The organism is Pseudomonas sp. CM27, from assembly GCF_013179515.1.
In the GTDB taxonomy this organism is placed as follows: Bacteria; Pseudomonadota; Gammaproteobacteria; order Pseudomonadales; family Pseudomonadaceae; genus Aquipseudomonas.
Genome location: NZ_JABMCN010000028.1, coordinates 19,115 through 31,559, shown reverse-complemented (window position 1 = coordinate 31,559; position 12,445 = coordinate 19,115). Strand labels below are relative to the sequence as shown.

General features: G+C 62.7%; 9 protein-coding genes and 1 pseudogene. 4 read left to right on the top strand and 6 right to left on the bottom strand.

The window, feature by feature from the left end:
- Positions 1-127 precede the first annotated feature (127 nt).
- A pseudogene (locus tag HP547_RS29910) lies at positions 128-334 on the top strand (oxidoreductase); the annotation flags it as partial.
- A 628-nt stretch (positions 335-962) separates the two neighbouring features.
- Here the strand turns inward: HP547_RS29910 and HP547_RS05755 are convergent.
- A complete protein-coding gene (locus tag HP547_RS05755; protein ID WP_172285712.1) occupies positions 963-1,223 on the bottom strand; it encodes a DUF2798 domain-containing protein in 261 nt (86 codons plus the stop codon).
- 115 nt (positions 1,224-1,338) lie between these two features.
- Here HP547_RS05755 and HP547_RS05750 point away from each other — a divergent pair, with 115 nt between their 5' ends.
- A complete protein-coding gene (locus tag HP547_RS05750) occupies positions 1,339-2,268 on the top strand; it encodes a LysR family transcriptional regulator (protein ID WP_172226398.1) in 930 nt (309 codons plus the stop codon).
- Between the two features lie 42 nt (positions 2,269-2,310).
- Here the strand turns inward: HP547_RS05750 and HP547_RS05745 are convergent, their stop codons facing one another.
- The 3 genes from HP547_RS05745 to HP547_RS05735 all read right to left on the bottom strand — a co-directional run bounded on the left by HP547_RS05745 (position 2,311) and on the right by HP547_RS05735 (position 4,677).
- Positions 2,311-3,576, bottom strand: a complete 1,266-nt coding sequence (locus HP547_RS05745; protein WP_172226401.1) for an OmpP1/FadL family transporter — start codon at positions 3,574-3,576, stop codon at positions 2,311-2,313.
- Positions 3,577-3,723: 147 nt separating this feature from the next.
- Positions 3,724-4,206 carry a hypothetical protein gene (locus HP547_RS05740; RefSeq protein ID WP_172226404.1) on the bottom strand — a complete coding sequence of 161 codons (483 nt, stop codon included), beginning with the start codon at positions 4,204-4,206 and terminating at the stop codon, positions 3,724-3,726.
- Between the two features lie 249 nt (positions 4,207-4,455).
- Positions 4,456-4,677, bottom strand: coding sequence for a hypothetical protein (locus tag HP547_RS05735; protein ID WP_172226407.1), 222 nt, complete (start codon positions 4,675-4,677; stop codon positions 4,456-4,458).
- 954 nt (positions 4,678-5,631) lie between these two features.
- Between HP547_RS05735 and HP547_RS05730 the strand changes: the two genes are divergently transcribed.
- On the top strand, positions 5,632-6,051 hold the full coding sequence (locus HP547_RS05730; RefSeq protein ID WP_172226410.1) for a tetratricopeptide repeat protein: 420 nt from the start codon (positions 5,632-5,634) through the stop codon (positions 6,049-6,051).
- 212 nt (positions 6,052-6,263) lie between these two features.
- A complete protein-coding gene (gene rmuC / locus HP547_RS05725) occupies positions 6,264-7,637 on the top strand; it encodes a DNA recombination protein RmuC (protein ID WP_172226439.1) in 1,374 nt (457 codons plus the stop codon).
- On the opposite strand, the gene HP547_RS05720 is transcribed toward rmuC, so the two are convergent.
- Both HP547_RS05720 and HP547_RS05715 read right to left on the bottom strand, forming a co-directional pair.
- On the bottom strand, positions 7,609-11,085 hold the full coding sequence (locus HP547_RS05720; RefSeq protein ID WP_172226430.1) for a hybrid sensor histidine kinase/response regulator: 3,477 nt from the start codon (positions 11,083-11,085) through the stop codon (positions 7,609-7,611). The genes rmuC and HP547_RS05720 overlap by 29 nt on opposite strands.
- Before the next feature lie 123 nt (positions 11,086-11,208).
- Positions 11,209-12,387, bottom strand: a complete 1,179-nt coding sequence (locus tag HP547_RS05715) for an MFS transporter (RefSeq protein WP_172226433.1) — start codon at positions 12,385-12,387, stop codon at positions 11,209-11,211.
- Between the last annotated feature and the right edge of the window lie 58 nt (positions 12,388-12,445).

Genomic DNA, 12,445 nt, shown 5'->3' with positions numbered 1-12,445 from the left:
ACCAAAAACCGCTCGCTCCCATCATCCGGCCCCTACGCTGCGCTTCGGGGTCCCCTCACTCCGGCCTTGCTCCCGGGAGGACCGCGCTGCAGGCCCCATCCTGGGGCCCAGCGCTTGACGGGCATCCATGCCCGTCACCTCCCTCCGCAAGGCCTGCGTTCGGCCTCCTGAAGTCGCGAAGATCAAGATCAAGATCAAGATCAAGATCAAGATCAAGATCAAGATCAAGATCAAGATCAAGATCAAGATCAAGATCAAGATCAAGATCAAGATCAAGATCTACAGCAACAGCAACAGCAACAGCAACAGCAACAGCAACAGCAACAGCAACAGCAACAGCAACAGCAACAGCAACAGCTCCTGCTTCTGCTCTTGTTCTGCTTCTAAGCGCGCGATAGTCCAGACGACACAGATTGCGACTTCAGGAGGCCGAGCGCAGGGCTTGCGGAGGGAGGTGACGGGCAAGGATGCCCGTCAAGCGCTGGGCCCCAGGATGGGGCCTGCAGCGCGGTCCTCCCGGGAGCAAGCCCGGAGCGAGGGAACCCCGAAGCGCAGCGTAGGGGCCGGATGATGGGAGCGGGCGGTTTTGGTTACTTTTGCCAAGACAAAAGTGACCCGCCGTAAGGGCGGAAAGGGGAATCAGCGCCACCCTCGCTAATGAATGTCTACTTGATATGAATGCCCATGGCTTGAAGCTTGAAGCTTGTGCGCCGGTTTTGATATGGCGAACAGTCCATTTGCGATGGCGACGCTTACTCACCTTTTCGCCCTTACGGCGAGTCACTTTTTTTCTTGGAAAAAAGTAACCATGGTTACTTTTGCCAGGACAAAAGTGACCCGCCGTAAGGGCGGAAAGGTGACTCAGCGCCACCCTCGCTAAGGAATGTCTACTCAAAATGAATGCCCATGGCGTGAAGCGTGAAGCGTATGCGCTCACTCCTACGGCAGAGGAGCGGAGGATTTCACCTCGCATGCACCGTAATGGCCACCAACCGTACCACCAGCGGCCTGACCATCAACACACAAACGAAAGCCACTGGCATCGCCAGCTGATACGCCTTCATGACGTTGCTCAGGTACTCCGGGCCGAGGTCGGCATTGGCCGCGGTGATCACAAAACACATCAACAGCGCCATGATCGACGACATATAGAAAGCGAACACGTAAGGCGTGGCGCCCGGGTGCAATTTGCGACGGCTACGCGCTTGGGACAGGTCTCTCATGGCAACTCCTGAAAGCTGGGTGGACGCGCAGGTTAACAATCCAGCATCAAGCCGCTGTAGACCCGCCGGATTGATTTCTTTATAAAGAAAATCTTACGAATCCAAGAGCTCGCCCATGGATCTGCTCAACGCCATTCGCAGTTTCATCAAGGTGGCAGACGCCGGCAGTATCGCCGCCGGCGCTCGCAACCTCGGGCTTAGCCCGGCTGCGGTCAGTCAGAACCTGGCGCGCCTGGAAGCCCACCTGCAGGTGCGCCTGATCAGCCGGACTACCCGCAGCATGGCGCTGACACCCGCCGGCAGCCAGTATTACCAGCACGTCAGGCACATCGAGCGCGACCTCGCCCTGGCTGAGCAGGCCGTCACCACCCCCGACAGCGAGCCGCAGGGGCGGCTGTGCATTGCCTCCACCTCCGCGTTCGGGCGACACGTCCTGGCGCCGCTGATTCCTGCATTCAGTGCCCGCTACCCACTGCTTTCGATAGAGTTGGTAACGACCGATCGCAGGGTCAACCATGCCCGTGAAGACGTGGATGTCAGTCTGCGCATTGCCCCGCAACTGGAAGACCAGCTGCTCGCCCGGCCCATCGCCCGTATCCCGTTCATCTGCTGTGCCTCGCCCGGCTACCTGCAAGGCGCAGGTGTGCCTGCTACCCCCGAGGCCCTGCGCGATCACCGTTGCCTGGTATTCCGCTATCCGGTAGACGGCCGCTTTCTGCGCTGGGGCTTCGTGCGGGACGGGCTGCGCTTCGAGCCGGAGTTCGGTAGCGTACTTATCAGCGATGACATCGATGCCCTGACCCAGATGGCAGTGCACCATGGCGGCATCACTCGTCTGGCCGAGTTCATCGTACGGCCACACCTGGCATCCGGTGCGCTGGTGCCGCTGTTCGAGTACAGCGACAGTGGCAACGCCTATGCCCAGACCGAGCCAATGGACATCTACCTGTGCCTGGCCGACCGTTTCGCCATGACCACCAAGGTACGCGCTTTCATGGATTATCTGCGCGAATGCCTGGGCGACAGCTGGCAGGTGCAGGCATGAAAAAACCGCCACGAGGGCGGTTTTTCATGCGGCGCGGATGAATCAGAAGCGGTAGGTGAGCGACGCGCCGACACCGTGAGCGCTGTTCTCATACTTGGCCTGGTAGCTGCCTTTGGTTGCGCTGACCTGGTTGACCTTGGTGTCCTCTTCCCACAGGTAGGAGTAGGCCACGTCGATGGTCATGTCGTCGTTGGGGCTCCAGCCGGCACCCAGGCTGAAGACCTTGCGGTCGCCAGTGGGGATGCGCGGTGAGCGGTCATGGTTGTTGGTCGGCGACTGGTCGACGGTGAAGCCGGTGCGCAACACCCACTCCTTGTTGACCTTGTACGACGCGCCAATGGCATGCGCCCAGGTGTCGTGCCAGTTCTGGTCTTCCTTGATGGTTTCGAAGGCCGAACCTGTCAGCGGGCCTGGTACATCGTTCTGCACTGTGATGTCTTTCAGGCGGCTCCAGCGCGTCCAGGTGCTGCCTGCGTACAGGGTCCACTGGTCGTCCAGTTCATGGGTTACCGAGAGGTCGACCGATTCCGGTGTCTTGATCTTCAGACTGGCGTCGAACTTGTTGCCGTTGAACGGCCCGATCAGCGGGGTGCTGACGCGGGTCTTGCCTTCGAGCTTGTAGTCGACCATCGAATGGTAGGTCAGGCCGACGCGGGTGCTGTCGGTGGCCTGTACCAGGATACCGATGTTGTAGCCAATGGCGGTATCGTCGCCCTTGATCTTCACTTCGCCGTCGTTGCGGCCCGGGGTGAACGGGTTGATCAGGCTCGAGCCCAGTTCACCCTTGATGCGGTTGATGGTAGGGCCGAAACCGATCGAAACCTTGTCGTTGAAGGCGTAGCTGACGGTTGGCTGGAAGGTGACTACCTCGACGTGGCTCTTCTTGCCCCAGTATCGTGCAGCGTCATCGCTGCCATAGTCGGTTACCAGGCCGAATGGAACGTAGACACCGAAGCCGACGCTCCAGTGGTCGTCGATCGGCTTGACGTAGTAACCCATGGGTACGCCAACCAACGGCACCATGTCACCATCGGTTTCCCCCCCGAGGTTGCTACCCGGGCCCGAGATGTCGGACTTGGCGATGACGGCGGCGCCGCCCACGGTGAATTGTTCACGTTTGAGGCGAGACATGCCGGCCGGGTTACCAAACACGGTGCTGGCATCTTCGGCAGATGAAGAACGTCCCGCGAAACCTGTCCCCATGCTGCTGATGCTCTGCTCGTTGAGCGCGAAGCCGGCAGCGAACAATTGGCTGGATGCAAGCGTGATCGCAACGCCGAGGGAGGTTTTGAGCATTACTTTTTTCATTATTAGAAAACTCCTTGGGATCTCCGGGGCGAAAAGCTACCAACAAATCACGCTCTGCGCTATAGCCTCAATCGCAGGAGTTAGAGCGGTTTTGTAGGACAATCCGACCACAATTCCCTTTTTTTCGCTTTTTTTGTAGGACGCTTCCTAAGATGCCTGTGGCAATCTCTGATCTATGCAGGTGTGCCAGGCATGAGTGAAGTCGCGCAGGCGACCCTGGGGGTTGAAAATCTGTCGCCAGATCCGCGCCAGGCCCAGCAAGTCGTCCGCCGCAGGCAGCAGCGTTGCCTGCTCTTCGACGAGCATCCAGGCGATAGCGGTGGAGTAGCGCAGGTTGACGGTGAGCTCCAGGTGCGGGCCGCCGAGGAAGGCGTGCTGGCTGGCGAGGCCACGGACTACGCTGGCCAGGTCGGGATCGCGGGCCAGATAGTCATCCCACAGTGCCTGGTGGCGGTGTTCGCCGATGCGGTACAGGCCATGCCCGCGCCGGTCATGCAGGGCCGAGCCCAATGCCGACTGGCTGGCGGCGATACCCAGCAACAAGGCTTCGGCGCTCGCGCAGTGACGATTGAGGTAGACCAGGGTGGGTCGGATCACATACTGACACAATTCATTCGCCGCAATACCCATGATGCCCTCGAACAGTAAAGGGCCGGACGGGCACTGGAGCTTGGCAGCTGGTGAATGATCAGGCCCGCCGGAAGCGGTTAGCACCGCTCGAGTTGAAGTGTAGTGTGATAACCGTGGTGTAAAGAGCTGTTTTTAAATCGATTGCTGCCTGACGCACTGGGCGATATGCCCTAAGGCAATTACGCCAAGAACGTTCAGGCAGGCTCACGATGGGAGGATTCAGCGCTTGAATGCCGCCGTATTCGCCATTCACGCGGTGAGCGATTGGCGAGTCCGGGCGATGACCGCCTGCAGCGGTTCAGTGCGGCTGTACTGTTCGGGGTACAGGCGTTCGGTGTGGCAGGCGACGCCGTGTTCGTCTACCAGGGTGAAACTGAAGCTGCCCTTGCGTGGGGCAACGATAAGGCACTTCAACGGCGAGAAGGCCTGGGAAAGGGTGCCAATGGCAGCCTGAATTTGATGAGTATGCATATTGTTGGAGGTTCCTGCTTTAAACACGGGAGATATGATCCGTGCATGATAGAAACGTTCCAGTGACGCCTTTATTAAGGGACGAACGAACCTGACTGGAACAAAGCAGCCAGAGGGGGCGCAATCAAAGGTGGGCGCTTGGGCTGACTGGTAGGTACTTAGGAAGGCAGGCAGCACGCCGGGGCCAAGGTTCTAGGCCGTCGGGGTGGAATCCTGATCAATCTGTCACGTGATTCGTGCTTGGGCAGCGCTGGGCTGGCGAGGGAATCATCGATTGGGCCGGTCCGCTTTCGGCAGGGCCACTCATTAGTGAGGGCGGGTCTGCAAGGACGCTTTAGGCCAGAATTGACTTTCAGCTTGGTACTAACGAGGGGCACCTTACCGCAACCGTGGGTGCTTTGCAAGCGTTGCCACGCTGGTCGAGGTGAGCCGAGCAGTATGGCGCGTATTTGCGTTGCTGGGAAGAGGGGGCAAGTGGCCCGTATTCGGGCGAATGCACCTGTTTCGTGCATGCAAATGAGGGTTTCTGCTGCAGTTGTTCACATTCCCGGCAGCGGTTGTAACAGGTCCGCAACACGGCCCTGGCGTCTCGCCAATGCCTTGACTGCAGGGTTAAGTCAATGAAAAAAAACACTATTTTTAGCTGGTGAAAAAATCGTCAGTTTGACCAAGGCCCCCAATTCACGGGGGTTTGCGGGGTGTGGAGGGGGGTTGTCCACCGAGTTATCCACAGGATCTGTGGATTGTCCCGCGCGCTTGCTCTAGCACGGGTGTGCCAGCAACAGAGTGAACTGTCCGACAATCGTGATGCACCAACGGACTGGTCGGTCACTCAGCTGAAAACGTCAAGAAAAGATCATTGAAAATTTTTTTCAATCCTCCGTAAATCGACAGGTCAAGGTGGCAAAAACAGCGTAGAGTGGCGCGCCTTTCGAGTTGCCAAACCTGTTGCTAATGAAGTTTCGCGGTAAACACCTCGCCAGCCCTGCGGCATCTGCTCCTGCACCCTCCGCCAAGCGCTTTTCCCTCACCGTGGCCTTATGGCTGCTCGACAGCCCGCGCCTGGGCGAAAAGCCCCAGGTCAAGCACCTGGCAGGGCGTCTGCTGAAGCAGCCTGCGCGGCAAGGTGTGGTGGTGGCGCAAAGCCGACTGGGCCAGATGCTGTGCCGTGATTGCGGCAATGCCCGAGACCGCCGCATCGGCCATGATCTGCTGCGTCAGGCGGCCCGCGCCGGTGATCGGCGGGCGCAGCTCGAGTACGCGCGGTTGTGCCAGCACAACGAGCCGGATCAGGCGCGCTACTGGCTGGAGCTGGCCGCCGGGCAGGGATCGCAGGAAGCGCGAAGGTTGCTCCGGCAGTGGTTCCCGTCCTGAAGGTGTAGTGCTCGTGCCCGCGAAAGGGCCGGCACAGGCAACACACCGCTCGGGCTGATAAGCTGCGCAGCAATCATCCAGGATCTTTCGGGGTAAGCATGACAGTGGATCTGGCCAGCATTCTGCTGGGCTTGGTGGCGGGTGCCGTACCCTGCCTGGGTTGGCTCATGCAGGTGCAGCGCCGGCAAGGCGCCCGGCAAGGCGAGCAGGCCTTGCTCGAAGAGCGCCTGAACGCCGCACAGCTGGCCCAGGCCGGCCTGCAGGCGCAGCTGGAGGCCAGCCGCGACGAGGTCAGTGACCTCAGCGAAGCCAACACCCTCAAGCAGACCCAGCTGGCTGCCCAGGGCCGCGAGCTGGAGCTGCTGCAGGTCGACCGGGACAACGGCCGTGACGCCGCCCACGCCTGGAACCTGGAACGCGCCAACCGCGAAGCCGAACTGCGCCGGCTGGAAGCGCAGACGGCACGCCTGGAGGCCGAACTGCGCGAGCAGCAGGAAAGCCACCAGCAGCGCCTGGAAGACCTGCAGGAGGCACGCGACACCTTGCGTGCCCAGTTCGCCGACATGGCCACGCGGATTTTTGACGAGCGCGAGCAGCGCTTTGCCCAGACCAGCCAGCAACAGCTGGGCCAGCTGCTCGACCCTCTCAAGGAGCGCATCCAGTCCTTCGAAAAACGCGTGGAAGAAAGCTACCAGCAGGAGGCGCGCGAACGTTTCTCGCTGGGCAAGGAGCTCGAGCGCCTGCAACAGCTCAACCTGCGCCTCTCCGACGAGGCCACCAACCTGACCCAGGCCCTGAAGGGCCAGAAAACCCAAGGCAACTGGGGCGAGCTGATCCTCGAACGCGTACTGGAGCATGCCGGCCTGGAAAAGGGCCGCGAATACCAGACCCAGGTCAGCCTGAAGAGCGCCGATGGCGAACGCTTCCAGCCCGACGTGCTGATCATGCTGCCGGGCGACAAACAGGTGGTGGTGGACGCCAAGGTCAGCCTCACCGCCTACCAGCAGTTTGTCGCCGGTAATGACGAGGCGGCGCTCAAACAGCACGTGCAGTCGCTGCGCAGCCATGTCAAAGGCCTGTCGGGCAAGGACTACAGCCGCCTCGAAGGCCTGCACAGCCTGGATTTCGTGCTGCTGTTCGTGCCCATCGAAGCGGCTTTCGCGGCAGCCCTGCAAGCCGAGCCGGGCCTGTTCCAGGAAGCCTTCGACCGGCAGATCGTGATCGTCAGCCCCACCACCTTGCTCGCCACCTTGCGGGTGATCGACAGCCTGTGGAAGCAGGAACGCCAAGGCCAGAACGCCCGCGAAATCGCCGAGCGGGCAGGCTGGCTGTACGACAAGTTTGTGCTGTTCATCCAGGACCTGGACGAGTTGGGCAGCCGCCTGCAGCAGGTGGACAAGGCCTATGCCGCGGCGCGCAACAAGCTGTGCGAAGGGCGCGGCAACCTGGTCAGTCGCAGCGAGCAGCTGAAACTGCTGGGCGCGCGGGCCAGCAAAAGCCTGCCGCCAGACCTGCTGGAACGGGCGCTGTCCGACGAAGCGTTGCCGGACGCGGCGCTTACTGAACCTGGCTCAGATGGCGATTGAGCAGGGCGCGCAGGGCCGCCGGCTTGACCGGCTTGGCCAGGTAATCCAGGCCTGACGCATGCACCATGGCGATGGTTTCCTTGCTGCCGTCGGCACTGATGACCACGCCCGGCACTGGCTCGCCAACGCGGGCTCGCAGCCAGCCCATCAGGCCGGTGCCGGTCTCGCCGTCGTCCAGGTGATAGTCCACCAGCGCCAGATGCGGGCGCATGCCCTTGGCCAGCAGCGCCTCGCATTCGGCCTGGTTGCGTGCAGTCCACACCTGGCAGCCCCAACGGCTTAGCAGGCTGTTCATGCCAATCAGGATGCTGTCTTCATTGTCCACGCACAGCACTTGCAGCCCGGCCAGCGGCTGGCCGCCTTGCTCCACCGCGGCAGTGGGGGCCGGCGCGGCCTGGCGGGCAATGGGCACGCTGACGCGGAACACCGTGCCCTTGCCCGGCCACGAGCGTACTTCCAGCGTATGCCCCAGTACCCGGCACAGGCCGTCGGCAATCGCCAGGCCCAGGCCCAGGCCTTTTTCGGCCCGGGTCTGGTGGCTGTCCAGGCGCTTGAACTCCTGGAAGATCACCTGCAGCTTGTCGTCGGCAATGCCCGGGCCACGGTCCCAGACCTCCAGCCACAGGCGCTCGCCCTGGCGCCGTGCGCCCAGCAGGATCGGGCTCTTGCCATAGCGCAGGGCGTTGGTCAGGAAGTTCTGCAGCACCCGGCGCAGCAGCTTGATGTCGCTGTCCACCCGCAGTCGGCTGCCGCGCAAGCGGAACTCCAGGCCTTTTTCGGCGGCCAGCACCTTGAACTCGGCGCCCAGGGTGTCGAACAGCTCGTTGAGGGCGAACGGCTTGGCATCCGGGGTGATCTTGCCGTTCTCCAGGCGCGAGATATCCAGCAGGTCGCTGATCAGCTCTTCGGCAGAGCGCAGAGAACTGTCCATGTGCTGCACCAGCTGCTGGGCTTCATCGTTCATGCCCTCGGCCTGCTGCGACAGGGCGGCGGAGAACAGCCGCGCGGCATTCAGCGGCTGCATCAGGTCATGGCTGACGGCCGCCAGGAAGCGGGTCTTGGACTTGCTCACCGCTTCGGCCTGGCTCTTGGCTTCGGACAACGCCTGGTTCAGTTGCGACAGCTCATGGGTGCGTTCTGCCACCCGTTGTTCCAGGCCTTCGTTGGCATCGCGCAGGGCCTGCTCGGCCTCGCGGAACGGGGTGATGTCGGTGAAGCTCATGACAAAGCCTCCACCGGGCATCGGGTTGCCGATCAGCTCGATCACCCGGCCATTGGGGAACAGCCGCTCGGAGGAGTGCGCGCGGCCCTGGCGCATCCAGTGCAGGCGCCGGGCCACATGCACCTGCGCCTCGCCGGGGCCGCACAAGCCGCGCTCGGCGTTGTAGCGGATGATGTCGGCAATCGGCCGGCCTACGCTGATCAGCCCGTCCGGGTAGTTGAACAGTTCCAGGTAGCGGCGGTTCCAGGCGACCAGGTGCAGGTTCTGGTCAACCACGCTGATGCCCTGGTTGATGTTTTCGATGGCCCCTTGCAGCAGGGCGCGGTTGAACTGCAGCACTTCACTGGCTTCGTCGGCTATGCGCACCACGTCTTCGAGCTGCATGTCCCGGCCTTCGATGGCGGCCTTGACCACGGCGCGGGTCGACGAGGTGCCAAGCACGCCGGCCAGCAGGCGTTCGGTATGTTCGATCCAGTCGCCGTCGGCATTCTGGTTGGGGTTGAAGCCCTTGCCCTGGCGGTAGGCGAAGCGGATGAAGCTCTGCCGCGCGCGCTCTTCACCGACAAAGCGCGAGGCCAGGGTCAGCAGGTCGTCGATCTGTACCGCCAGAAGCGGCTTGCTGCTAGGGCGGGCGCTGGTTTGCTGGCCGATGAAACGGCCGGCCTGCCAGTGCTCGGACACCCGGGTGCGCGACAGCACCGACACCCAGGCAAACAGGGTGAAGTTGCCCGCCAGTGACAGCACCACGCCTTGGGTCAACGGGCTGATCGGCAGGTCAAGCGGGTTGCCGTGCAGCCAGGCAAGCCCCGGGAACAGCTGCAGCGACCAGCCCAGGCTATGCGCGGCAATTGGCAGCACCAGGGTGTAGAACCACAGGAAAATGCCGGCGGCCAGGCCGGCGAACACGCCACGCCGGTTGGCCTGCTTCCAGTACAGCGCGCCGAGCATGGCCGGGGTGAGCTGGGTCACGGCGGCGAAGGCGATCTGGCCGATGGTCGCCAGGCTGGCCGTGGAGCCCAGCAGGCGATAACTGACGTAGGCCAGCAACAGGATCACCACGATGGTGACCCGACGCACCGAGAGCATCCAGTGGCGGAATGCCTCGAACGGCCGCTCGGCGTTGTTGCGCCGCAGCAGCCAGGGCAGCAGCATGTCGTTGGACACCATGGTCGACAGCGCCACGGCCTCGACGATGACCATGCCGGTGGCTGCCGACGCGCCGCCAATGAACGCCAGCAGCGCCAGGCTCGGGTGGGCCTCGGCCAGCGGCAGGCTGATCACGAACGAGTCGGAAATCACCGTCCCCGGCAGCAGCATCTGCCCGGCCAGGGCAATCGGCACCACGAACAGCGCAGCCAGCGCCAGGTACATCGGGAACACCCAGCGTGCCAGGCGCATGTCCTGGGGTTCGATGTTTTCCACCACGGTGACGTGGAATTGCCGCGGCAGGCAGATGATCGCCATCATCGCCACGGCGGTTTGCACCACCATCGACGGCCAGTTGATGGTTTCTTGCCAGTAGTCCTGCAGGTGGATCGACTGGCGCGCCTGGGTGAACAGGTCATCGAAACCGTCGTACAGGTTGAAGACGACGAAAATGCCCACGGCCAGGAAGGCCAGCAGCTTGACCAGCGACTCAAAGGCAATGGCCAGCACCATGCCGCGGTGGTGCTCGGTCACATCCAGGCTGCGGGTACCGAAGACGATGGCGAACAGCGCCAGCACCAGCGACACCACCAGTGCGGTGTCCTGTACCCGGGTGCCGGTGGCGTCGGCGCTGGCGCCGATCAGCAGGTTCACGCCCAGCACGATGCCCTTGAGCTGCAAGGCGATGTACGGCAAGACACCGACCAGGCAGATCAGCGCCACCACCACCGCCAGGGTTTGCGATTTGCCATAGCGGGCGGCGATGAAGTCGGCGATCGAGGTGATGTTCTGCTGCTTGCTGATCAGCACCATCTTCTGCAGCACCCAGGGCGCGAACAGCAGCAGCAGCACCGGGCCCAGGTAGATCGGCAGGAACGCCCAGAGCTGTTCGGCGGCCTGGCCGACCGCGCCGAAGAAGGTCCAGCTGGTGCAGTACACCGCCAGCGACAGGCTGTACACCCAGGCACGCAGCTTCGGCGGCAACGGCGTGCTGCGGCGGTCGCCATAGAAGGCGATGGCGAACATGACGGCCATATAGGCCAGGGCGACCACGGCGATCAGCCCGCTGGACAACGACATGAAAACTCCGAAGCAAAAAGATAACGCGGTCCCGATCAGTCAGTCTGGCACGCAGGTGGCGTTACGTCAGCGCCGACGATAGTCGCGTGGCAGCGGGTCGCAGGGGGAGCCGGCAAGCCTCTGTCATGCTTTACGGGTACCCAACCCATAAAACACCCCTGCCAGTATCACCGACAACACCAGCAGGTAGAAGATCGCCCCCGGCCACAGGTGCACCAGGGCGAACCCCACCATCACCGGCCCCAGTGCCGCGCCAAGGTTGGACAGGTTCTGCGCACCGTAATACACCCCGCGCAGGTGCTCCGGCGCGATCAGGTCGATGAACATGTATTCCGCCGGGATCACGATGATTTCGCCCAGGGTGAACACCAGCATCGCCAGGCACCAGGCCAGCACCGAGCCGGCCAGCGCAAAACCCAGCAGCCCGGCAATGAACAGGCCCATCCCGGCCAGCAACCAGGGCATCAGGCGCTGACGACTGATGCGCCGGCCAATGAGGTATTGCAGGGCGATCACCGTGACCGCGTTGGTGGTCACCAGGTAACCGACCAGCCGCGCCGCCTCGGCCGGGCTGCTGGTCACCACCAGGTACTGCGACAGGTAGGCCGTGAACTGGCCGAACACCACCGCGCTCAGCACCCCGCCCAGGGTAAAGCACACCAGCCTGCGGTCCCGCGCCAGCCCCAGCGCCACCTGGCCGAAACCGGCCGCAGGTTTTTCCGCCGTACTGGCCTGCAGGCTGCGATCACCCAGGCGCCAGTAGGCCAGGCACATGCCCAGGCCGAGCACGGCGGAGGCGATGAACGGCATATGGTCGTGCAACTCCAGCATGGCTACGCCCAGCAGCGGGCCGGTGGCATAGCCGACGTTGCTCAGGGTGTACTTGATGGCGAACACTTCGGCCCGCTCTTCCACCGGCAATAACGCGCAGAACCCGGCCTTGGCAGCGATATCCACCACCGCCAGGGCCAGATTGATCAGCACCAGGCACAGGAAGAACAGCAGTGCCGAGCGGCTGGCGACGGCGCCGACAAAGGCCAGGGCAAACAGCAGGGTGCTGACGCTGACCAGCGTGTGGTTGCGCAAGGTATCCACCAGGTGGCCGCCGTACAGGCTCAACAGCGAGGCAATGATCAGCGCGCCACCGATCAGCAGACCGATCTGGCTGATCGGCAGCTGGAAGTTGTCGGCCAGGTACACCACCAGGTAAGGCAGGGTGAGGGCGCGGGCGACGGTCAGGGTGAAGGTGGTGGTGAGCAGCAGGCGCACGGTGTGCGGGTAGCGTCTTATGGCGGCGAACATAGCCACGTCCTTGTTGTGGAACAGCCTGGTCGGAGCATATGCCACATCAGGCGGGCTG